The sequence below is a fragment of the Streptomyces sp. TN58 genome (assembly GCF_001941845.1).
GTDB lineage: Bacteria > Actinomycetota > Actinomycetes > Streptomycetales > Streptomycetaceae > Streptomyces.
In genome coordinates this window covers 5,219,021-5,240,268 of sequence record NZ_CP018870.1, presented here as the reverse complement: position 1 = coordinate 5,240,268, position 21,248 = coordinate 5,219,021, and the positions used below count along the sequence as shown (strand labels likewise).

The following is a 21,248-nucleotide window of genomic DNA, read 5'->3' as shown; positions in this document are numbered from 1 at the left end:
TGAATTCACTTCTTGAATTTATACGGCTCAGCGGAGACGTTGGCTGATGACCTTCGATACCCCGTCGCCCTGCATGGAAACGCCATAGAGGGCGTCCGCGACCTCCATGGTGCGCTTCTGGTGCGTGATCACGATCAGCTGCGAGCTCTCCTGGAGCTCCTCCATGATCCGGATCAGCCGCTGCAGGTTGGTGTCGTCGAGCGCGGCCTCGACCTCGTCCATCACGTAGAACGGACTGGGGCGGGCCTTGAAGATGGACACGAGCATGGCCACGGCGGTCAGCGAGCGCTCGCCGCCGGACAGCAGCGACAGCCGCTTGACCTTCTTGCCCGGCGGGCGCGCCTCGACGTCGACGCCGGTGGTGAGCATGTTGTCCGGGTCGGTCAGGACCAGGCGGCCCTCTCCACCGGGGAACAGCCGTGAGAAGACGCCCTCGAACTCCCGGGCCGTGTCCCGGTACGCCTCGGTGAACACCTGCTCGACGCGCTCGTCGACCTCCTTCACCACTTGAAGGAGGTCGGCTCGGGTCTTGCGAAGGTCCTCCAGCTGCTCGCTGAGGAACTTGTGGCGCTCTTCGAGGGCCGCGAACTCCTCCAGGGCGAGCGGGTTGACCTTGCCGAGCTGCTGGTAGGCCCGTTCGGCCGCCTTGAAGCGCTTCTCCTGCTGCGCACGGACGAAGGGGCCGGGCCGGTTGCGCGGGTGCTCGGGGTCCTGCGGCAGCTCCTCGCCGTCGGCCGGCGGTGACGGCGGCACCGGCTGGTCCGGGCCGTACTCGGCGACGAGCGCGCGGGGCTCCATGCCGAACTCCTCCAGCGCCTTGGCTTCCAGGGCCTCGATGCGCAGCCGCTGTTCGGCGCCGAGCACCTCGCCGCGGTGGACGGAGTCGGTGAGCTTGTCGAGCTCCCCCTTCAGGTCGCGGGCGCTGTTGCGCGCGTCGGCGAGCTCCCGCTCACGCAGGCCCTTGGCCCGCTCGGCCAGGACGCGCTCCTCGTCGGCCCGCAGGAGGGAGACCTCCACGTGCGCGAGGAGCTGGCGAGAGCCGTCGGCCACCGCACGGGCCACGTCCGCCTCGTGGCGCCGGCGCGTCCGGCGGCGCTCGGCGCGTGCCCGGGCCTCGCGCTCCGCCCGAGCGGCCCGGTCGAGGGAATCCGCCCGCCCGGCCAGCCCCTTGACCCGCTCCTCGTGGGTACGCAGCTGGAGCCGGGCCTCCATCTCGGTCTGGCGGGCGTTGGCCCCGTCGGCCGCGAGCCGGTCACGGCGGGAGCTGTCGGGCTCCTCCTCCACCGGCATCTCCTCGGCGACGGCCAGCCGCTCCGCGCACTCCTCGACCTCGGCCAGGGCCTGCTCCAGGGCGTCCTGGGCCTTGGCCGCGGCGGCGGCGGCGCGCTCGGCCTCACCGGCGGCCCCCTTCGCCTGGCCGGCCAGCCGGCCGAGCTGCTGGGCGACCCCGGCGCGGGCCTGCTCCTCGACGCGCCGCCGCTCGGCGAGCTCGTCCACCAGCGCCGCCGCGTCCTGCCGCCGGGCCTGCGCGGCCGCCTGCGCCTCGGCGAGTTCCCCGCACCGCACGCCCAGCCGGGCCAGCTCCGCCGCCGCCTCGTCCACGGCGGCCTGCACCTCGATCAGGCTGGGCGCCGAGGCGGATCCGCCGTGCGCGAGGTGCGCTCCGAGGACGTCGCCCTCGACGGTCACGGCCACCGCCTCCGGGCACCGTGCGACGAGCGCCTCGGCCTCGTCGAGCGTCCCGACGACGACGTGGTCGCGCAGCACCCACGCCAGGGCCCGCAGCACCTCGCCGTCCCCGGCCACCAGCGCCGTGACGGGTACGGGCCCGTCGGGTCCGGAGTCCGGTCGGGCCTCACCCTGTCCTGCCGGGGCGGCGGCCGCCGCGTCCGCGCTCCCGGCCGGCCCTGGCAGGAGCCGGCCCGCGAGGGCCTCGGCCGTCTGCGCGGTGCGGGCGGGCGGGACCGCCTCCGGCGCCGCCGCGGCCGTGGAGCTCGCGCCCGAGCCCGGCTGGGCGTCGTCCGCCGCAGTGGCCCCGACCCCGATCCCCTGCCCCGGCAGCCCCGCCGGACCACCCGCGTCCGCGGCGCGCCCCTCGGCAGCGGCGCCCGTTGCGGGCGCCGCACTGCGGCTCGGCACGGCCGGAGCAGGTCCGGAACCCTGGCCCGGCAAGGGCGCCGACATACCCGCACCCCCGCCGGAGAGGCCAGCACCCCCACCTGAAAGAGACCCGGCACCCCCACCAGAGAAGCCCGCAGCCCCACCCGGAAGGGACCCGGCACCCCCGCCGGAGAGGCCGGCACCCCCACCTGAAAGAGACCCGGCGCCCCCACCCGGAAGGGACCCGGCACCCCCACCCGGGAGGGAATCGGCAGCCCCGTCCGGGAGGGCGGTCGGCGGGGTGATCAGGAGGGTGGCCCGGCCGGCGTCCGCTGCGCGCAGGTGGCGGATGGCCCCGGCCGCCGCCGACGGAGAGGCCACCGCCAGCGCGTCCGCCGCCGAGCCCAGTGCGGCGGCCACGGCGGCTTCGTAGCCGGGGGTCACCGACAGGCGCTCCGCCGCCGGTCCGAGCACGCCGGCCAGCCGTTCGCGGGCCGCGAGCAGCGCCCCCGTACCGTCCTTGCGGCGCAGCCCCAGCGCCAGCGCGTCACGGCGGGCGGACACCGCGGCCCGCGCGCGCTCGGCCGCCGCCAGTGCCTCCCGCGCGGCGCCGAGGCCCGCCTCGGCCTCCCTCAGCTCCGCCCGCGCGGCTTCGTGGTCCGCCTCCGCCGAGTCGTCGTCGAGCCCGCCGACCTCCTCGGCCAGGGCCTCGTACTCGGCCTGCGCCGCCTCGGCCCGGGTCCGCGCCTCGTCCCGCGCCAGGGCGAGCCGGTCGATCTCCGCCTGGGCCGCACCGGCACGGGAGCGGGCCGCGCCGAGCCGTCCCGTCAGCCGGGCCAGACCCTCACGCCGGTCGGCGATGGCCCGCGCGGCGTCCCGGAGCCGCCGTTCCTCCTCGGCCAGTTCCCGCTCCAGCTCCGCGCGGTGTCCGGTGGTGTCCTCCAAGGCCCGGGTCGCCGCCTCCAGGGCCGCCGTCAGCTCCGCCTCCTGCTCGCGGATCCGCTCGGCCTCGCGCTCCATGTCCTCGGGGTCGCGGCCCCTGCGCTCCTCCTCGACGGGGGCGGTCGCGCTCTTGACCCTCGCCTCCGCCAGGGACGCGGTGCCCCGTACCCGCTCGGCGAGCTGCGACAGCTCGTACCAGGTCTGCTGCGCCCGCTGGAGCCGCGGCGTGAGTTCCCGTACGGCCTCCTCCAGCTCGGCCTCGCGCCGCAGCGCGCCGGCGAGCTGGGCCTCGGCGGCCTCCTTGCGTTCCTTCAGCGCGGCCTCGTCGGCGATCTCCGCGTCCAGGGCGCGGCGCAGGGCGACCAGGTCGTCGGCGAGCAGGCGCAGCCGCGCGTCGCGCAGGTCGGCCTGGATCACGGCCGCCCGCCGGGCGACCGCGGCCTGCCGGCCGAGGGGCTTGAGCTGCCGGCGCAGTTCGTCGCCGAGGTCCTGCACGCGGGCGAGGTTGGCCTGCATCGCGTCGAGCTTCCGCAGCGCCTTCTCCTTGCGCTTGCGGTGCTTCAGGACGCCGGCCGCCTCCTCGATGAAGGCGCGGCGGCCCATGGGGTCGGCGTGCAGGACGGAGTCCAGCTGGCCCTGCCCGACGATGACGTGCATCTCGCGGCCGATGCCGGAGTCGGAGAGCAGTTCCTGGATGTCGAGCAGCCGGCAGGTGTCGCCGTTGATCTGGTACTCGCTGCTGCCGCCGCGGAACATGATCCGGGTGATGGTGACTTCGGCGTAGTCGATGGGCAGCGCGCCGTCGGTGTTGTCGATCGTGAGGGAGACCTCTGCCCGCCCGAGCGGCGGACGTCCGGTGGTCCCGGCGAAGATGACGTCCTCCATCTTGCCGCCGCGCAGGGACTTGGCCCCCTGTTCGCCCATGACCCAGGACAGCGCGTCGACGACGTTGGACTTGCCCGAGCCGTTCGGACCCACGACGCAGGTGATGCCGGGCTCGAAGCGCAGGGTGGTCGCGGAGGCGAAGGACTTGAAGCCACGCAGGGTCAGGGACTTGAGGTGCACGCCGCCGGACTCTACCTTTCACGGTCGGTTTCACCCATGAAGGTGCAGGGCACGATCGACGTCGTAGGCATCAGGGCCCCCACCCGGCCCTGTGGTGCCTGGTGCGGAGTGCAAAGAAAGAAGGGACGCCGGAGCGTCCCTTGCAGATCATGCGGGGCTGGAATCGAGCGACGAGTGAGCGCGGATCAGGTGAGCGCAGGCTCCGCCTGGGGTACGTCGATGTCGATGCTGTCCAGCAGCGAGTCTCCGTCGTGCTGAGCGGCGGCCGCGTTCAGCGCGTCATTTTCGGACTGAATCCGTACGAGCTCGGACTCAAGGTCCTGGACGCGCTGCTGAAGCCGTCGCATCTCGGCGAGGAGTCGCGGGTCGGAACCGCCGACGTAACCGAGAAGCGCCTTTGCCATGATGGATGGTCCTCCACACTGAGTGACCGACCGAAGCGGTGTGGGTCGTGAGGGAATCGCACCCGCGGATGTCCGGCAGCGACTGTCAGTCACTGCGCTTACTACTGCCAGCACTGCCAAACAGCTCAGGTGCGCGGGGCTTCCAGCGTCTCACCAAAAAGTTTGACGGTCAACACGATCACGCCCCGTATCGGCGGGCGTCCCGGCCCCCACGAGGGGCGTGGAGATCATCCTCGTCTCCGAGCCTTCCACGGATCGCCCGCCGCGGCAACGCCTCGTCGACGAATGCCCAGTTCCGACCGGGTCCGGACGCTCAGAGATGTGATGAGTCCATGATCAGTCGATCGCTCATCGCATCCCGAAGCCCTCGTAGCCACCGCGCGGTGTCCCCCAGATCTCTGTCACTCCGTCCACCCGGCCGGGCGTGTCGGCGGACCTCAGCCAGTCGAGCAGCCGGTGGCAATTCTCACGTTGACCTTCGGCGACCACCTGCACTCGCCCGTCGTCGAGGTTGAGCGCGAAGCCGACCACCCCGCCGATCTCCAAGGCGTTCTCCCTGGTGAACCAGCGGAAGCCCACTCCCTGCACACGACCGCGCACCCAGGCGGTCAGACGGACGTCTTCGTTCATGCGTGAACGCTAACCGGGTCGCCACTTTCCGGTCACATCGCCCCCAGGGCCCCATGGCGTACAGTCGCGCACCAATGAACTCACCCATTTGGGTGGGTTAGGGATTTCTTGATCCATTCAGGAAGGCACGACACCGATGGGACGTCACCGGCTCCCCTCCCCGCCGCGCCGCGGCGGCCCGCACGGCACCGCCCTGCGCACCGGCCTGCTCGGGGTCTCGGCGGCCGTGGCCCTCGGCGCCGCGGCCGTCACCACCGGCACGGTGCCGGTCGGCGGCTCGTTCCCCTATGTGGGGGTCAGCGCCACGGAGAACACCGCCGCCAAGGCCGACGGGGCCAAGGCCGCGCCCGACGCCGGTGACTCCGTACTCCAGAGGCAGGGCGGCCTGGCGAGCCTGTCAGGCCGCGGCTCCGCGACGAGCGGGCCGCCCAGTGCCCCCGCGACCGCGCCGGCCTCGCCCACCGCACCGGCCTCCCGCACCCCGTCCGCCTCGCCCACCCCGTCGAGCCCGCCGTCCCCGTCGGCTTCACCGGCCCCCTCCACGCCGCCCGCCGCGCCGAAGGCGTCGCCGGACGCCGCTCTGCGGACGCCGGCCGCTCCCACCCCCTCCCCCGAGGCCCCGCGGAAGACCCGCACTCCGGCTCCCACCGTGCCCACTCCCGCCCAGCCGGCCCCGGTCAAGCCGGCCCCCACCACTCCGGCTCCGACCCCTCCGGCCCCCACCACTGCGGCCCCGTCCGCGTCCGCGACCCGGCCGAGCCTGGACGGCCACTCCGCGCAGGAGGCGGCCGTGGTCACCCTGGTGAACCAGGAGCGCGCCCAGGCGGGCTGCGGCCCGGTCCGCGCCAACCCGCCGCTGGCCGCGCTGGCCGGCGCCTTCAGCAAGGACATGGCCACCCGCGGCTTCTTCGGCCATGCCGACCCCGAGGGCAACACCCCCTGGGACCGCGCCGCCAAGGCCGGCCTCTCGGGCCTGGGCGGCGAGAACATCGCCCGCGGCCAGGGCGACGCCGCCTCCGTGATGAAGGCCTGGATGAACAGCCCCGGCCACAAGGCGAACATACTCAACTGCGAGTTCCGCACCCTGGGCGTCGGCGCCCACTTCGCGGCCGGCGGCCCCTGGTGGACGCAGGACTTCGGCTTCTGACGCCGCCGTCCTGAGCCGCCGCCGCTTCGAGCGGGCCGCCGCCGCGCGCGGCGGCCCGCGGGTCAGACCGCCGCGGCCGCCAGGGCGGCGCGGCCCGCCACGACGACGCGGGCGTGCTCGGCGACACGGCGGCCCAGGTGCTCGGCCGTCGCGATGTCGGCCTTGTGGACCGCGTCCGCGCCCTCGTCCGAGTTGGTCTGGGCGGCGGCGCCGGAGAAGAAGCCCAGGCGGTTGAGGTCGTTCTCGGAGGCCGTGCTGGAGTTCCAGCCGGGCTTCAGGCCCAGGTTGACCCAGTTCATGCCGTGCTGCGCGGCCAGCACCTGGAAGAACTGCAGCGTGTGCAGCTTGTCGCCGCTCTTGGAGGCGGAATTGGTGAAGCCGGCCGCGACCTTGTCCTGCCAGGCGTCGCCGAACCAGCGCTTCGAGGAGGCCTCGGCGAAGACGTGGAAGGCGCCCGAGGCGGTGCCCATGTACGTCGGGGAGCCGAAGACGATCGCGTCGGAGGCGTCGAGCAGTTCCCACTGGGCGTCGTCGATCTCGTCGACCTTGATCAGGTGGACGGTCGCCCCGGCGTCCACGGCGCCGCTGCGGACCGCCTCGGCGACGACGGCGGTGTGGCCGTAGCCGGAGTGGTAGGCGATCGAGACGACGGGGGTGTGCGTGATACCGGACAAGGCTGATCTCTCCCTCGGAAGGCTCCCGTCGCAGCACGGGGCCGTGGTGCGACGAGGAAAAGAGAATCACTAACTTTTCGAAAGCGCAAGCTCCAAGTTAGCGCTACCTGGGAGTACGCTTGTTCTATGGAGACTCCCGCCTGTACCGACGCCTGCGAGTCCGAGCAGCCCTTCGACGTCTTCGCGCGTGCCTGCCCGTCCCGCGAGACTCTGGAACACGTCACCGGCCGCTGGGGCAGCCTCACCGTGGGCGCCCTGCGCGAGGGCCCGTGCCGGTTCAACGAGCTGCGCCGCCGGGTGGAGGGCGTCAGCGAGAAGATGCTCTCCCAGACCCTGCACGCGCTGGAGCGCGACGGCATCGTCCACCGTGAGGCGCAGCCGACCAACCCGCCGCGCGTCGACTACGAGCTGACCCCGCTCGGCGTCGAGGTCGCGGACCGGCTCCTCGCGCTGATCCAGTACCTGGAGGGGAACATGCCGGCGGTCCTGACCGCCCGGGAGGCCTACGACGGGACGCGCGGCGGCCGCTGACAGCGCGGGCAGAAGTAGCTCGACCTGTTCATCCACGGCCGGCGCCGCATCGGCGTGCCGCAGCGCCGGCAGGGCTCGTCCTCGCGCCCGTAGGCGTCGAGCGAGCGGTCGAAGTAGCCCGACTCCCCGTTCACGTTGACGTACAGGCTGTCGAAGCTCGTGCCGCCCACGGCGAGGGCCGCGTTCATCACGTCCCGGACATGGCCGAGGAGTTCCGCGCTCCGGGGGCGCGTGAGATTGCCGGTGGGGCGCTCGTAGTGCAGCTTGGCCCGCCACAGGGCCTCGTCGGCGTAGATGTTCCCGACCCCGCTGATCAGGGACTGGTCGAGCAGTGCCCGCTTGACGGTGGTGCGCTTGGCGCGCAGCGCGAGGTGGTAGGCCGCCTCGTCGAACAGCGGGTCCAGGGGGTCGCGCGCGATGTGCGCGATGACGTCGGGCAGCGCTTCGGCGCTGTCGGGGACCGTCTCGTGCAGCGAGAGGCCGCCGAAGGTCCGCTGGTCCACGAAGCGCAGCTCCGTCCCGGTGTCGTCGCCGAAGCGCACCCGGATGCGCAGGTGCTTCTCGTCGGGGGCGCCTTCGGGCTGCACGAGCAGCTGTCCGCTCATGCCCAGGTGCCCCAGCACGGAGAGGTCCCTCCCTGCCAGGGGCAGCCACAGGTACTTCCCGCGCCGTTGCGGCACCCCGAGGGTCTCCCCCCGCAGCCGTGCGGCGAAATCGGCCCCGCCGCCCGGGTGGCGGCGCACCGCACGCGGGTGCAGGACCTCCACGGCCTCGACGGTCCGTCCGGCGACCCAGCGCTCCAGCCCCCGCCGTACGACTTCGACTTCGGGCAGCTCGGGCACAGGAAACCTCCGTCGGGTGCGGAACTGGGCGCTGCCGCGAGCGTACCGGCCGCCCGGAAACGACATCGCCCGCCCCTGCGGTGCAGGGGCGGGCGAGGAGTCAACCGAAGGAAGTCAGGCGTCCGGCGCCGGATCGGCGGGCGTCGGCACCCCGCCGTCCACGGCCTCGGCCGAAGCCGCGACCTCTGCCGGAGCGGCGGCCGCTGCTGCCGCCGCCGCGATCCGCTCGTCCGCCGCGGCGCGGATCCCGCGCCATGCGGACTCCGCGGCCTGCTGTTCCGCTTCCTTCTTGCTGCGGCCGGTGCCGGTGCCGTACGAGACACCACCGACGCGGGCGGCAGCGGTGAAGGTCTTCTCGTGGTCCGGACCGGTCTCGGTGACCAGGTATTCCGGTACGCCAAGACCTTCGGCGGCCGTGAGCTCCTGGAGGCTGGTCTTCCAGTCCAGGCCGGCCCCGAGGTTCGAGGACTTCTCGATGAGCGGGTCGAAGAGCCGGTGGACCAGCTCCGAGGCCGCGTCGAGGCCCTGGTCGAGGTAGACCGCGCCGATGACCGCTTCAAGGGTGTCGGCGAGGATGGAGGCCTTGTCCCGGCCGCCCGTGCCCTCTTCACCCCGGCCGAGCCGGATGAAGGAGCCCAGGTCGAGTCCGCGCCCGACCTCCGCCAGTGCGCGCGAGTTGACCACCGCGGCCCGAAGCTTGGCCAGCTGGCCTTCGGGGAGGTCCGGGTGGGTCGTGTACAGCGTGTCCGTGACCACCAGGCCCAGCACGGAGTCCCCGAGGAACTCCAGGCGTTCGTTGGTGGGCAGACCGCCGTTCTCGTACGCGTACGAGCGGTGGGTCAGTGCACGCACCAGAAGGGCGGACTCAAGTCGATACCCGAGCCGCCCTTCCAGAAGCGTGTGGGACGAGGCCGCGTTCTTACTGTCTGCCTGCTTCTCAGCGTTGGACAGCTCAGACATTGCGCCTCTCACCAGCCGCTCAGACCTCGAGGACCTGGCGCTTGTTGTAGGTGCCGCAGCTCGGGCACGCGATGTGCTGGAGCTTCGGCTCCTGGCAACGCTCACACGAAACCAGGGTGGGGACCGCAGCCTTCCACTGCGACCGGCGGTGGCGCGTGTTGCTGCGCGACATCTTCCGCTTCGGAACAGCCACGGCTACTTCTCCTGCTTCTCGGCGGCGCTCTGAACTCCGTCAGACGCAGTGCCGCTCATGTTGTCCTTCTCATCGCCCTGATCGGTGACGAGTCCCTGCAATGCCGCCCAACGGATGTCGACGGCGTCGTGGTGGTGGTCCGGGTCGTCGTTCAGACTGACTCCGCAATCGGGGCACAGTCCGAGACAGTCCTCCCGGCACACCGGCTGCATCGGCAGTGCGAGCACCACCGCATCCCGCAGCACGGGTTCGAGGTCGAACAAGCCGTCCTCAAGGAAAAGCGTGTCCTCGTCGTCCTCGGCGTCGTCGGCCGGCTCCGCCTTGGCGCGGCCCCGGTCGTCGGCGTCAGGGTACGAGAACAGCTCCTGGAAGTCCGCCTTGAGCTCACGCTCGACGGCCTCCAGACACCTTACGCACTCCCCCGTCGCCGATGCACGGACGGTGCCTGTGACAAGCACCCCTTCCATGACCGACTCCAGGCGGAGGTTGAGCTTCACCGGGGCGCCTTCCGGAACCCCGATCACGCCGGCGAGACCGAGGTCCGCCGGTGCGTCGATCTCGCGGGACAGCCGCTGCATGGCACCAGGACGCCGACCCAGCTCGTGCGTGTCGAACACGAGGGGGTTGCGGTGGTCGAGGCGGGTGTTCAGGGCCGTTCCTGCTTTCACAGATCGCTGAAGATCGAAGAATGGTGCATCGACGCCGCCCTTACGGGCAGCACGGATCGCGGTGCATACGCGCGACCGAACAGCCAGGATACCCGGCGCTTCGCTCTGAGCCCAATCCGGGCCCGGGCATCCGTCAGCGCCCTTGTTCGTACTGGCGCAGCTGGTCCAGGTTGATCATGCTCGTGTCGAAGAAGCTGGTCTCGTCGAGCGAGGGCTGCTGCGCGTGCTGCGGATGCTGGGCCTGCTGTGCGTGCTGCGTGTGCTGGGTCTGCTGCGGCTGCTGGTAGACCGCGTACGGATCGGGCTGCTGGTAGGCCCCGTAGGGGTCCGGCTGCTGCTGGTAGCCGGCGTACGGGTCCTGGTAGGCGTACGCGTCCGGCTGCCGGGCGGCGGGCTGCTGGTAGGCGTACGCGTCGTACTGCGGCTCCGGCTGCGGCTGGGCCGGGACCGGCGCCGGCCCGTGCGGGGGCTCCGGCTCCGCCAGGCCCGCCAGGAAGTCCGAGTCGCTCGCCGAGCGGGAGCCCTGGCCCGCGGCCGCGTCCTGGGCCGCCATGTGCACGCCCAGGTCGTCCGTCGGGACCCGGCCGAGCAGCTTCTGGCGGCCGCGGCCCACGGCCTCCAGGGTCTTGGAGAGCACCGCCTCGAAGGTCGCGAGCTTGGTGTCCACGTACGCGTCCGCCTGCTGCCGCTGCACCTCGGGGTCGTGGCTGCGCTCGGGGGCGTCCGCGTCCGGGTAGCCGTCCTCGTCCAGGCCCGGGCCGCGGCCCAGCAGCTTCTCCCGGCCGCGGTCCACCGAGCCGATCGTCTTGGTCAGCACGACCTCGAAGTTCGCGAGCTTGCTGTCGACGTAGTCGTCGGCCTCGGCCCGGATCTCCTCGGCCTCCCGGCGGGCGTCCTCCAGGATGCGGTCCGCCTCGGCCTGGGAGCGCCGCGCGATCTCGGTGTCGGCGATCAGCGAACCGCGCTGGTCGTGGGCGGCCCCGATGATCCGCTCGGCCTCCCGGCGGGCGTCCTCGACCATCTGCTCCCGGTCGCCGAGGAGCTCCTGGGCCTGCGCGAGCGAGCCGGGGAGCGCCTGGCGGACCTCTTCGAGCTGGGCGAGCAGCTCGGCGCGGTTGATCACGCAGGAGGCCGACATGGGCATGGACCGGGCGCCGCCGACGGCCGCGACGATCTCGTCGAGCTTCTTCTGCACGTCCATGGGGGCTCGCACTCTCTCGGCCTCAGGCGGGTCCTGAGACGGACGGGACGACTGTAAGGCCAGCGGGCGGGCCGCCGACACCGGCTGACGGTCCGTCAGGGGGTCAGCGCTCGCGCAGCCGCTCCAGCAGCGCCGCGTGCACGTGCGCGGGCAGCAGGTGGGCGACGTCGCCGCCCCAGGCGGCGACCTCCTTGACCAGCGAGGAGGACAGGAAGCTGTAGGTCGGGATGGTCGGCACGAACAGCGTCTCGACGCCCGACAGGCCCAGGTTCATCTGGGCCATCTGGAGTTCGTAGTCGAAGTCGCTGACCGCGCGCAGGCCCTTGACGATGGCCGGGATGTCCCGCTGCTTGCAGAAGTCGACGAGCAGTCCGCGGAAGGACTCGACGTGGACGTTGCCGTAGTCGGCCGTGGCCTCGCGGATCAGCTCGATCCGCTCCTCGACGGTGAAGAGGCCCTTCTTCGACTCGTTGATCCCCACGGCGACGTGCACCACGTCGTACAGCCTGGAGGCGCGTCCGATGATGTCGAGGTGTCCGTTGTGGATGGGGTCGAAGGACCCCGGACAGACCGCGCGGCGCAACTGGACTCCCTCGTTCATGACTCTTCGCCGGTGCTGGCGGCGCGGCCGTACCAAAGCGTGCCCTCGCCGTACTTGCGCGACCGGAGCGGCTCGAAGCCCTCGGGCCACGGAAAGGCGCCGCTCCTGGTGCTGCGCTCCACGGTGACGAGCGCGCCGTCCGCGATCCAGCCGTTGGACCGGAGTGTGAGGAGGATCTCCCGCAGGTCCGCGCCTTCCACGGCGTACGGCGGGTCCAGGAAGACGACGTCGTACGGCTCCCCGGCCGCGCGGGCGGCCACGATGTGCTCGGCCTTGCCGGCGCGGAACTCGGCGCCAGCAAGGCCCAGCGTCCTGATGTTGTCCCGGATCGCCTTGGCGGCCTTCGGGTCCGACTCGACCAGCAGGGCGTGGTCCGCGCCCCGGGAGAGGGCCTCCAGGCCGACGGCGCCGGAGCCGCCGTACAGGTCGAGCACCCGGGCCCCTTCGATCCCGTGCAGGGACTCCCAGGTGGAGAAGAGGCCTTCGCGCATCCGGTCCGAGGTCGGACGGGTGCCGGTGCCCGGGGGCACGGCCAGCCGTCGCCCGCCGGCGCTGCCGGCGATCACGCGGGTCATCTGGGTCCTTCGGTACGGCGGTAGGGGCGTGCGCGGCGGTCCGCCGCGGCACTCCAACGATAGGTCGTGCCCTTCAGCCCTTCTCCAGGTACTGCTCTCGCTCGGTGTCGAGCAGGGCGTCCAGCGCGGTCCGCAGGCCCGGCAGCCGCTCCAGCGCCGGGTCCTCGGCCACGACGCGGGTGGCCTCCTCCCGCGCCTGGGCGATGACCTCCTCGTCCTCGATGACGGCGAGCATGCGCAGCGAGGAGCGCACGCCGGACTGGGCCTGGCCCAGGACGTCGCCCTCGCGGCGCTGCTCCAGGTCGATCCGGGACAGCTCGAAGCCGTCGAGGGTGGCGGCGACCGCCGCGAGCCGGGCGCGGGCGGGGCTCGCCTCGTGCATCTCGCTGACCAGCAGGCACAGGCCGGGGGCGGAGCCGCGGCCGACGCGGCCGCGCAGCTGGTGGAGCTGGGAGACGCCGAACCGGTCCGCGTCCATGATCACAATGACGGTGGAGTTGGGGACGTTCACCCCGACCTCGATGACGGTGGTGGCGACCAACACCTTCACCTCGCCGGCCGCGAACCGGCGCATGACGTCGTCCTTGTCGGCCGGGTCCATCCGGCCGTGCAGCACCTCGACGCCCAGCCCGGCCAGCGGTCCGCGGCCCAGCTGCTCGGCGATCTCCAGGACGGCGAGCGGCGGCCGTCTGTCGGCCTCTTCCTCGGCCTGCTTCTTCTTGGGGTCGTCCTCCCCGTCGCCGATGCGCGGGCAGACCACGTACGCCTGGTGGCCCTTCTCCACCTCCTCGCGGACCCGCTCCCAGGCGCGGGCGAGGAAGTGCGGCTTGTCCTTGGCCGGCACCACGTGGGTGGCGATCGGCGAGCGGCCCGCGGGCAGCTGGTCCAGGACGGAGGTCTCCAGGTCGCCGAAGACGGTCATGGCGACGGTGCGCGGGATCGGGGTGGCGGTCATCACCAGCAGGTGCGGGGGCTGCCTGCCCTTGGAGCGCAGGGCGTCGCGCTGCTCCACGCCGAAGCGGTGCTGTTCGTCGACGACGACCAGGCCGAGGTCGTGGAACTGCACCTTGTCCTCGATCAGGGCGTGCGTGCCGATGACGATCCCGGCCTCCCCGGTGACCAGGTCCAGCAGGGCCTGCCGGCGTGCGGGCATCCCCATCGAGCCGGTGAGCAGCACGACCTTGGTGCCCTGGTCGGATCCGCCGAGCATGCCGCCCTCGGCCAGTTCGCCCATCATCTCGGTGACGGAGCGGTGGTGCTGCTGGGCGAGCACTTCGGTGGGGGCGAGCATCGCCGCCTGCCCGCCGGAGTCGACGACGGCCAGCATGGCCCGCAGGGCCACCAGCGTCTTGCCGCTGCCGACCTCGCCCTGGAGGAGGCGGTGCATGGGGTGGCTGGTGGCGAGGTCGTCGAAGATCTCCTTCGAGACCTTCTGCTGGCCGTCGGTGAGGGTGAAGGGGAGCTTGGCGTCGAAGGCGTCGAGGAGGCCGCCGGGGGCGGGGCGGCGGGGGACGGCCGGGAGCTGGGAGTCGGCGTGGCGGCGGCGGGCCAGGGCGACCTGGAGGACGAAGGCCTCGTCCCACTTCAGGCGTTGGCGGGCGTCCTCGATGTCGGCCTTGGTCGCCGGCCGGTGGATCTTCAGCAGGGCCTCGGTGAGCGGGAGCAGGCCGCGGCCCTCGCGCAGGGCGGGCGGCAGCGGGTCCACGGCCTCCTGGGCGCTGGGCAGTACGGCGTCCACGCACTTGGCGATCTTCCAGGACTCCAGTTTCGCGCAGGCCGGGTAGATCGGGATCAGCTGGTTGGCGAAGGCGGTGGCGGCGTCCCGGTCGGAGGCGTCCGCGCCGAGCGGCTCGTACGCCGGGTGGGCGAGCTGGAGCTTGTGGTTGAACCGGGAGACCTTGCCGGCGAACATCGCGCGGCTGCCGGGGAGCAGTTCCTTGTGCGGTTTGTGGACGCCGGCGCCGAAGAAGACCAGCTGGAGGCGGCCGCTGCCGTCGGTGATGGTCACCTCCAGCCGCTTGCCCCGGCCTCCGTTGAAGGTCAGGACGCGGGCGTCGGCCACCTGTGCGACGACGGTGACGTGCTCGTCGATCTGGTCGGCGAGCTCGGCCAGCGAGGTCAGCTCGCCGCGCTCGGCGTACCGCCTGGGGTAGTGGTGGAGCAGGTCCAGGGCCGTGTGCAGGCCGAGCTGCTCGGCCAGCACCTTGGCGGTGGCGGGTCCGAGCGTCTTCTTGAGGTCTTCGTCGAGCGCGGGCACGTGTTCCATTGCACACCATGGCGCTGACAAGGCGGCTATTCCACCCCGATGAGGAGCGGCGCCGAGTACCGGCCGCCCCGGTAGGTGACGGTGTCCACGGCCAGGTGGCCGGACTGGACGTACGCCTCCAGCCGTTCGGCGACGGCGTCCGGCACGTCCGGTCCGAGGACCAGGGTGACGAGTTCGCCGCCGGAGCCCAGCATGCGGTCCAGGACGGCCTCGGCGGTCTCGGGCAGGCCCGCGCCGATCACGGCGACGTCGCCGTCGATGAGGCCGAGCACGTCGCCGGCCTGGCAGATGCCGGCCGAGGTGAAGGACTGGCGTTCGGCGACGGCCAGTTCCCCGTAGCGGGTGGCGCCGGCCGCGGCGGTCATGGCCACCACGTCCTCGTCGAAGCTGCCGTCCGGGTCGTGGACTGCGAGGGCGGCCAGGCCCTGGACCGCGGACCGGGTGGGGATCACGGCCACCCGTACGCCCTCGGCGCGGGCCTGTTCGGCCGCGGTGGCCGCGGCGGCGCGCAGCTCGGTGTCGCCCGGCAGGAGCACCACCTCGCGGGCGTGGGCGCGGCGGACGGCGTCGAGGAGTTCGGCGGTGGCCGGGGCCTCGCCGGGGCGTACGAGCACGGGGGTCGCGCCGGCCTCGGCGCACAGGCCGGCCAGTCCCTCGCCGCGGACCACGGCGACCACGGCCCGCTGGGCGCGTTCGCCGCGGCCCCGGCGGCGCTCGTCGCCGAAGTGCGTGATCCGGATCCGGTAGGGCCGTCCGGCGACGACCCCCGCCTCCACCGCGGCGCCGGGGTCGTCGACGTGGACGTGGACGTTCCACAGCCCGTCGCCGCCGACCACGACCAGGGAGTCGCCGATCGGGTCGAGGGTTCCGCGCAGTTGCGCGACCGCCGCCTCCGAGGCCTCCAGCAGGTAGATCACCTCGTACGCGGGGCCCTCCTCGTGCTGTTCACAGGGGTCGGCGGGCCGTGGCGCGGGGGGCACGGCCCCGCCTGCCGGCGGTTCGGCGGGCGGCTCCTGGCCGGACAGGGTCTGCCGGAGGGCGCCGAGTACGGCGACCAGCCCGCAGCCGCCGGCGTCGACCACCCCGGCCCGGCCCAGCGCGGCCAGCTGCCCGGGGGTCTCGGCGAGTGCGGCGCGGGCGGCGTCGTGGGCGGCGCGGGCCACGTCGGCGGCGGTGCCCGCGTCCGCCGAGATCGCTGCCGCGGCACGGGCGGCGGCGGCCGCGACGGTGAGCATGGTGCCCTCCACCGGGTGTGCGACGGCCGCGTAGGCCTCCTCCGCGGCCCGGGTGAGGGCGTGCGCCAGCAGCCCGCCGGGGCCGGCCTGCGGGCCTTCGGGCTCGGCGCCGAGCACATCGGCCACGCCGCGCAGCAGCTGCGCGAGGATCGTCCCGGAGTTCCCGCGGGCGCCGAGGAGCGCGCCGTGCGCCCAGGCCCGTACCGCCTCGGGCAGGGAGGCCGGTGCCGCGGCGGCGCCGTCGAGGGTTTCGGCGAGTGCGCGGTCGGCGGACTCGGCGGTGAGGTAGAGGTTGGTGCCGGTGTCCGCGTCGGCGACGGGGTACACGTTGATCGCGTCGATGTCGTCGCGGGCCCGGCCCAGCGCGGCGAGGGCGAGCGAGCTCCAGATGCGCACGGTTTCGGCGTCGAGCTCGTCGGCGGGCTGCGGCTGGGCCTCGTGCGGCACCGGGCGTTCCTCCTTGTGCGGGCCAGGGTTCACCGCAGGGTAACGAAGGACCGCGTCCCCGGGGCCGGGACCGCGGGGCCGGGCCGCCGACCGCCATGGTAGTTTTCTAGGACGGGCGCAGTCGTTGTATGCTGCTCCGGTTGCCCGATGAAAGTCGGGCCATTTCCCCGGCAAACCACTTCAGACCTCTGAACCGGTGCGCCGGTTTCACTGTAATTGCATCTGAAGTCTTTGGAGTGACCTGTGGCTGCCAACTGCGACGTTTGCGCCAAGGGGCCGAGCTTCGGCAACAACATCTCCCACTCGCACCGCCGCACCTCGCGTCGCTGGAACCCGAACATCCAGCGCGTCCGTGCCGTGGTCAATGGGACGCCGAAGCGCCTCAACGCCTGCACCTCGTGCATCAAGGCCGGCAAGGTCTCGCGCTGACGCCCGTCGTAGCGCAGCCCCTTCCGGTTGCCAAGAAGGCCGGTCCACCTCTGGTGGGCCGGCCTTTTGCCTTGTCCGGGGGCGCCCGGCGGCCGGGGCGGCGTCAGCGCTGACGCCAGGCGTGGTCCACGGGGCCGATGCCCCCGCCGAGCGCGAAGCCGGCGGCGATGCCGCCCGTCACGTACTCCTTGGCGGCCGTGACGGCCTCCGGGACGGCCAGTCCCCTGGCCAGTCCGGCCGCGATCGCGCTGGCGAGGGTGCAGCCGGTGCCGTGGGTGTGCCGGTTGGAGTGGCGCGGGGCGCGCAGCCACCGCTCCTCGGTGCCGTCGGTGAGCAGGTCCACGGCCTCGTCGCCGTGCGCGGCCAGGTGGCCGCCCTTGATCAGCGCCCAGCGGGGGCCGTGGCCGAGGATCGCGTCGGCGGCCCGGCGCATGTCGTCCTCGTTCTCCACGACGACGCCGGTGAGCTGGGCGACCTCGTCCAGGTTGGGCGTGGCCACGGTGGCCCGCGGCAGGAGTTCGCCGCGTACGGCGTCCAGTGCGGAGGCGGCGAGCAGCGCGTCGCCGTGCTTGGAGACGCCGACGGGGTCGACGACGGCCGGGGCCGCGGTGTCGGCCAGCAGCGCGGCGACGGTCTCCACCAGTGCGGCGGAGGACAGCATGCCGGTCTTCACCGCGTGCACGCCGATGTCGTCCACGACGGCCCGGTACTGGGCCGTGACGGCCTCGGGGGGCAGTTCCCAGGCTCCCCGTACCCCGAGGGAGTTCTGCGCGGTCACGGCGGTCACCACGCTCATGCCGTGCACACCGAGGGCCAGCATGGTCTTGAGGTCGGCCTGGATGCCCGCGCCGCCGCCGGAGTCCGATCCGGCGACGGTCAGGCACAGCGGCGGCGCGGTGTTCACCGGGCGCGGCGGCGCGGTGTTCACTGCGCGCCGTCCTGGGCGGCCGGGTCGGCTCCGAAGTGGTCCCAGCCGCTGGTGCTGGTCCAGGGCGCGCCGTCCACGGTCACCTGGGGCAGCGCGGAGCGGTTGAGCACCTCGCCGATGACCTTCCAGCGGGCGGGCAGCTTCACGTCGGGCGGGAAGGTCGCCACGATCGCGTGGTCCTCTCCCCCGGTGAGCACCCACTGGAGCGGGTCCACGCCGACGGCCTGCCCGATGTCGTGCATCTGCGTCGGGATGTCCACGGCCGCCGAGCGCAGGTCGATCCGCACCTTGCTGGCCTCGGCGATGTGCCCGAGGTCGGCGATCAGGCCGTCGCTGACGTCGGTCATGGCGCTGGCGCCCAGCCCGGCGGCCGCGGGACCCGCGTGGTACGGCGGTTCGGGGCGCCGGTGGGCCTCCACGAACGCCCGCGGGGAGCGGAAGCCGCGTGAGAGCACGGCGAAGCCGGCCGCGGACCAGCCGAGCCAGCCGGTGACGGCGACGACGTCGCCGGGCTGGGCTCCGGAGCGCAGGACGGGTTCGTGGTTGCGCAGGTCGCCGAGGGCGGTGATGGACACGGTGATGGTGTCCCCGCGGACCACGTCGCCGCCGACCACCGCGGCCCCGGCGACCTGGCACTCGTCGCGGATGCCGTCCATCAGCTCGGTGGGCCAGGTGACCGGGAGTTCGGCGGGTACGACGAGGCCGAGGAGCAGCGCGGTCGGCACGGCTCCCATGGCGGCGATGTCCGCGAGGTTCTGCGCGGCGGCCTTGCGGCCTACGTCGTAGGCCGTGGACCAGTCGCGCCGGAAGTGCCGCCCCTCCAGCAGGATGTCGGTGCTCGCCACGACCCGCCGGTCGGGGGCCGAGACCACCGCGGCGTCGTCGCCGGGTCCGAGCCGGACCGCCGGGGTGGTGGTGAGCCGTGAGGTGAGCTCCCTGATCAGCCCGAACTCCCCCAGCTCGCCGACAGTGCCCTTCATCGCTGTGCCCCTTCTTGCCCAGTCCGCTTGCGGTCGCGAGCCGTCACAGCTCTGGGTACCGTCAACAGATACGTCAACTTCTGCTCTCCGTACGCCCCGCTGTGCGTGGCGCCGGGCCCGCAGGTCTCCCCGTGGCGCACGGCGACGCGGTACCGTGGCGTCCCTTCTTCCCCCGGCCCTATCCATCGTGTGGGGTCCACCCGAAGATTAGGGGAAATGACCCTCGTGGCCGCCCTGGAGGTTCCGTGGTACAGGCGTACATCCTCATCCAGACCGAAGTGGGCAAGGCGTCGTTCGTCGCCGAGTCCATCGGCCAGATCCCGGGGGTGATCCAGGCCGAGGACGTGACGGGTCCGTACGACGTGATCGTGCGCGCCCAGGCCGACACCGTGGACGAGCTCGGCCGCATGGTCGTCGCCAAGGTCCAGCAGGTGGAGGGGATCACCCGCACCCTGACCTGCCCGGTGGTCCATCTGTAGCCCCCGTCTACTCTTGGCCGGTGATGTCCCTCCACCGCCGGCCCCTGCGTGTCCTGGCCGTACCCGTCGTCCTGGCCTCGTCCGCCGTCCTGGCGGCGTGCTCCCCGGGCGGTTCCGAGGCCCGGGTGGAACCGCCGCCCGCGCCGCCGGCCGACGTCGCGGGGTTCTGTGCGGCACTGCACAAGGAACTCCCGGAGACGGTGGGCGGCCTGGCACGGACCCGGACCGAACCGGAGTCCGACCTGACCGCCTCGTGGGGCGGCTCGGCGATCGTACTGCGGTGCGGTATCCCCAAGCCCCCCGCGATGCTGGACGAGAAGCAGGAGGGCGTCCACGTGAACGACGTGGCCTGGCTGCTGGAGAAGACCGGCGACGGCGGATTCCGTTTCACCACCGGTATGCGGCTGGCTTATACGGAGGTCCTGGTCGACAAGGAGCATGCCACGGACGCGGGGATGCTCGTCGGCCTGTCCGCGGCGGTCGCCGCGACCGTGCCCGAGGGCATCTCCTCCTACTGAGCTCCGGCACACCGCCGCCCGCCGGCCGCCCCCGTGGAGGGCGGCCGGCGGGCGGCGGCCGTACGTGGTGCTAGGCCGTGTCCGACACATGGCGCCGCCCGCCCGCAGGGCGGGGCGCGCGGCGTCCGGTGCGTGCAATCGCAAGGCGGAGGATCATCCTCGTACCGGACGTACTCGGATGACTCCGACAACGCAGCGAGTGTGCGTGCCGGGCGTCGCGCGCCAGGCGGGATGTGTCGGACACGGCCTAGCGCAGGCCGGTGGAGCGGCGCAGGGCGGCCTGGATCAGCCGGTCCACCAGCTCCGGGTAGGCGATGCCGGTCTTCTCCCACATGAGCGGGTACATCGAGATCGGCGTGAAACCGGGCATGGTGTTGATCTCGTTGATGACGAACTCGCCGTCCTCGGTGAGGAAGAAGTCGGCGCGCACGAGGCCCTCGCAGGACGCGGCCTCGAAGGCCTCGACCGCGAGCCGCTGCACCTCGGCGGTCTGCTCCGGGGTGAGGGGGGCCGGCACGATCCCGGAGGCGGAGTCGATGTACTTCGCCTCGAAGTCGTAGAAGTCGTGGCTGGACACCGGCGGGATCTCGGCGGGGACGCTGGCCCGCGGCCCGTCCTCGAACTCCAGGACGCCGCACTCGATCTCGCGGCCGCGCAGCAGCGCCTCCACGATGATCTTCGGGTCGTGGCGCCGGGCCTCCTTGACGGCGGCCTCCAGGCCGGAGGCGTCGTCGACCTTGGTGATGCCGATCGAGGAGCCGGCCCGGGCGGGCTTCACGAAGAGCGGCCAGCCGTGCTCGGCGGCGAAGTCCAGGATCCTGGCGGTGGCGGCGTCCCGGTCGGCCTCCCACTCGCGGGGGCGGATGGTCACGTACGGGCCGACACTCAGCCCGAAGGACGTGAACACCCGCTTCATGTAGTCCTTGTCCTGCCCGACGGCCGAGGCGAGGACGCCCGAGCCGACGTACGGGATGCCGGAGAGCTCCAGGAGGCCCTGGAGGGTGCCGTCCTCGCCGTAGGGGCCGTGCAGCACGGGGAAGACGACGTCGACCTCGCCCAGGGCCTTCGGGACGGCGCCCGGCTCGGTGTAGACGACCTGGCGGCTGGCCGGGTCGACCGAGAGCACCACGGCGCCGTCCTCGGACTCGGCGAGCTCCTCGACGCTCGGGAGCCTGCGGTCCGCGATGGCCATCCGCGCGGGCTCGTCGGCGGTCAGCGCCCACCGGCCGTCCGTGGTGATGCCGATGGGCAGCACCTCGTACTTGGACCGGTCGATGGAGCGCAGTACGGCGCCCGCCGTGACGACCGAGATGGCGTGTTCCGAGCTGCGGCCGCCGAACACGACGGCCACGCGGGGCTTGCGGCCCTGCTGCTCAGGGGTCTGGGGGAGGTTCTCGCTGCTCATATCGGCATGAGAGTACCCGCTCATGCGT

General features: G+C 72.8%; 21 protein-coding genes. 5 read left to right on the top strand and 16 right to left on the bottom strand.

All coding sequences use genetic code 11. The features are described 5' to 3' along the window. Nucleotides 1-27: 27 nt before the first annotated feature. From BSL84_RS23995 to BSL84_RS23985, 3 genes are all read right to left on the bottom strand, one after another. Complete coding sequence (locus BSL84_RS23995; RefSeq protein WP_075971088.1) at nt 28-4,107, bottom strand: AAA family ATPase; 4,080 nt, start codon at nt 4,105-4,107, stop codon at nt 28-30. Between the two features lie 185 nt (nt 4,108-4,292). Next, nucleotides 4,293-4,511, bottom strand: a complete 219-nt coding sequence (locus BSL84_RS23990) for a hypothetical protein (RefSeq protein ID WP_030032603.1) — start codon at nt 4,509-4,511, stop codon at nt 4,293-4,295. A 348-nt stretch (nt 4,512-4,859) separates the two neighbouring features. Continuing rightward, on the bottom strand, nt 4,860-5,141 hold the full coding sequence (locus tag BSL84_RS23985; protein ID WP_030032600.1) for an acylphosphatase: 282 nt from the start codon (nt 5,139-5,141) through the stop codon (nt 4,860-4,862). Between the two features lie 136 nt (nt 5,142-5,277). Here BSL84_RS23985 and BSL84_RS23980 point away from each other — a divergent pair, with 136 nt between their 5' ends. Next, entirely contained in the window at nt 5,278-6,288 is a 1,011-nt protein-coding gene (locus BSL84_RS23980; protein WP_075971087.1) for a CAP domain-containing protein, read from the top strand. Nucleotides 6,289-6,350: 62 nt separating this feature from the next. Here the strand turns inward: BSL84_RS23980 and BSL84_RS23975 are convergent, their stop codons facing one another. Next, entirely contained in the window at nt 6,351-6,962 is a 612-nt protein-coding gene (locus BSL84_RS23975; RefSeq protein ID WP_030028091.1) for a flavodoxin family protein, read from the bottom strand. Between the two features lie 126 nt (nt 6,963-7,088). On the opposite strand from BSL84_RS23975, the gene BSL84_RS23970 reads away from it, so the two are divergent. Next, a complete protein-coding gene (locus tag BSL84_RS23970) occupies nt 7,089-7,493 on the top strand; it encodes a winged helix-turn-helix transcriptional regulator (protein ID WP_030028090.1) in 405 nt (134 codons plus the stop codon). On the opposite strand, the gene mutM is transcribed toward BSL84_RS23970, so the two are convergent. The 9 genes from mutM to BSL84_RS23925 all read right to left on the bottom strand — a co-directional run bounded on the left by mutM (nt 7,466) and on the right by BSL84_RS23925 (nt 16,481). Further along, nucleotides 7,466-8,335, bottom strand: a complete 870-nt coding sequence (gene mutM, locus BSL84_RS23965) for a bifunctional DNA-formamidopyrimidine glycosylase/DNA-(apurinic or apyrimidinic site) lyase (RefSeq protein WP_030028088.1) — start codon at nt 8,333-8,335, stop codon at nt 7,466-7,468. The genes BSL84_RS23970 and mutM overlap by 28 nt on opposite strands. Nucleotides 8,336-8,449: 114 nt before the next feature. Beyond that, nucleotides 8,450-9,295, bottom strand: a complete 846-nt coding sequence (gene rnc / locus BSL84_RS23960) for a ribonuclease III (RefSeq protein ID WP_030028087.1) — start codon at nt 9,293-9,295, stop codon at nt 8,450-8,452. Nucleotides 9,296-9,314: 19 nt separating this feature from the next. Further along, entirely contained in the window at nt 9,315-9,488 is a 174-nt protein-coding gene (gene rpmF, locus BSL84_RS23955) for a 50S ribosomal protein L32 (RefSeq protein WP_003965982.1), read from the bottom strand. A 2-nt stretch (nt 9,489-9,490) separates the two neighbouring features. Further along, a complete protein-coding gene (locus BSL84_RS23950) occupies nt 9,491-10,138 on the bottom strand; it encodes a YceD family protein (RefSeq protein WP_030028086.1) in 648 nt (215 codons plus the stop codon). Between the two features lie 151 nt (nt 10,139-10,289). Continuing rightward, complete coding sequence (locus tag BSL84_RS23945; RefSeq protein WP_030028085.1) at nt 10,290-11,357, bottom strand: ATP synthase F0 subunit B; 1,068 nt, start codon at nt 11,355-11,357, stop codon at nt 10,290-10,292. Nucleotides 11,358-11,460: 103 nt separating this feature from the next. Next, on the bottom strand, nt 11,461-11,940 hold the full coding sequence (coaD, locus tag BSL84_RS23940) for a pantetheine-phosphate adenylyltransferase (RefSeq protein ID WP_045321729.1): 480 nt from the start codon (nt 11,938-11,940) through the stop codon (nt 11,461-11,463). Nucleotides 11,941-11,954: 14 nt separating this feature from the next. Next, entirely contained in the window at nt 11,955-12,533 is a 579-nt protein-coding gene (gene rsmD, locus BSL84_RS23935) for a 16S rRNA (guanine(966)-N(2))-methyltransferase RsmD (protein WP_045321730.1), read from the bottom strand. Nucleotides 12,534-12,606: 73 nt separating this feature from the next. Continuing rightward, a complete protein-coding gene (gene recG, locus BSL84_RS23930; protein WP_199838742.1) occupies nt 12,607-14,799 on the bottom strand; it encodes an ATP-dependent DNA helicase RecG in 2,193 nt (730 codons plus the stop codon). 26 nt (nt 14,800-14,825) lie between these two features. Further along, a complete protein-coding gene (locus tag BSL84_RS23925) occupies nt 14,826-16,481 on the bottom strand; it encodes a DAK2 domain-containing protein (RefSeq protein ID WP_075971085.1) in 1,656 nt (551 codons plus the stop codon). Between the two features lie 243 nt (nt 16,482-16,724). Here BSL84_RS23925 and rpmB point away from each other — a divergent pair, with 243 nt between their 5' ends. Further along, nucleotides 16,725-16,910 (top strand): 50S ribosomal protein L28, encoded by a 186-nt coding sequence (gene rpmB, locus BSL84_RS23920; protein WP_007266795.1) that lies wholly within the window; start codon nt 16,725-16,727, stop codon nt 16,908-16,910. Between the two features lie 103 nt (nt 16,911-17,013). Here the strand turns inward: rpmB and thiD are convergent, their stop codons facing one another. After that, entirely contained in the window at nt 17,014-17,814 is an 801-nt protein-coding gene (gene thiD / locus BSL84_RS23915; RefSeq protein ID WP_030028647.1) for a bifunctional hydroxymethylpyrimidine kinase/phosphomethylpyrimidine kinase, read from the bottom strand. A gap of 20 nt (nt 17,815-17,834) precedes the next feature. After that, nucleotides 17,835-18,818: a thiamine-phosphate kinase gene (locus BSL84_RS23910; protein ID WP_030028648.1), complete on the bottom strand. Its 984-nt coding sequence runs from the start codon at nt 18,816-18,818 to the stop codon at nt 17,835-17,837. Nucleotides 18,819-19,063: 245 nt separating this feature from the next. Here BSL84_RS23910 and BSL84_RS23905 point away from each other — a divergent pair, with 245 nt between their 5' ends. Both BSL84_RS23905 and BSL84_RS23900 read left to right on the top strand, forming a co-directional pair. Continuing rightward, nucleotides 19,064-19,297 (top strand): Lrp/AsnC family transcriptional regulator, encoded by a 234-nt coding sequence (locus BSL84_RS23905; RefSeq protein ID WP_030028650.1) that lies wholly within the window; start codon nt 19,064-19,066, stop codon nt 19,295-19,297. Nucleotides 19,298-19,320: 23 nt separating this feature from the next. Next, nucleotides 19,321-19,815: a DUF3515 family protein gene (locus tag BSL84_RS23900; protein ID WP_030028651.1), complete on the top strand. Its 495-nt coding sequence runs from the start codon at nt 19,321-19,323 to the stop codon at nt 19,813-19,815. Between the two features lie 247 nt (nt 19,816-20,062). Here the strand turns inward: BSL84_RS23900 and BSL84_RS23895 are convergent, their stop codons facing one another. Beyond that, nucleotides 20,063-21,220: a D-alanine--D-alanine ligase family protein gene (locus tag BSL84_RS23895; protein WP_030028652.1), complete on the bottom strand. Its 1,158-nt coding sequence runs from the start codon at nt 21,218-21,220 to the stop codon at nt 20,063-20,065. Between the last annotated feature and the right edge of the window lie 28 nt (nt 21,221-21,248).

Bases quoted from the DNA above. Each gene is read 5' to 3' on its own strand.
- rnc (WP_030028087.1), bottom strand. From the start codon at position 9,295: ATGTCTGAGCTGTCCAACGCTGAGAAGCAGGCAGACAGTAAGAACGCG.
- BSL84_RS23900 (WP_030028651.1), top strand. From the start codon at position 19,321: ATGTCCCTCCACCGCCGGCCCCTGCGTGTCCTGGCCGTACCCGTCGTC.
- BSL84_RS23910 (WP_030028648.1), bottom strand. From the start codon at position 18,818: ATGAAGGGCACTGTCGGCGAGCTGGGGGAGTTCGGGCTGATCAGGGAG.
- rsmD (WP_045321730.1), bottom strand. From the start codon at position 12,533: ATGACCCGCGTGATCGCCGGCAGCGCCGGCGGGCGACGGCTGGCCGTG.
- recG (WP_199838742.1), bottom strand. From the start codon at position 14,799: ATGGAACACGTGCCCGCGCTCGACGAAGACCTCAAGAAGACGCTCGGA.
- BSL84_RS23985 (WP_030032600.1), bottom strand. From the start codon at position 5,141: ATGAACGAAGACGTCCGTCTGACCGCCTGGGTGCGCGGTCGTGTGCAG.
- BSL84_RS23970 (WP_030028090.1), top strand. From the start codon at position 7,089: ATGGAGACTCCCGCCTGTACCGACGCCTGCGAGTCCGAGCAGCCCTTC.
- BSL84_RS23980 (WP_075971087.1), top strand. From the start codon at position 5,278: ATGGGACGTCACCGGCTCCCCTCCCCGCCGCGCCGCGGCGGCCCGCAC.
- BSL84_RS23990 (WP_030032603.1), bottom strand. From the start codon at position 4,511: ATGGCAAAGGCGCTTCTCGGTTACGTCGGCGGTTCCGACCCGCGACTC.
- BSL84_RS23895 (WP_030028652.1), bottom strand. From the start codon at position 21,220: ATGAGCAGCGAGAACCTCCCCCAGACCCCTGAGCAGCAGGGCCGCAAG.
- BSL84_RS23945 (WP_030028085.1), bottom strand. From the start codon at position 11,357: ATGGACGTGCAGAAGAAGCTCGACGAGATCGTCGCGGCCGTCGGCGGC.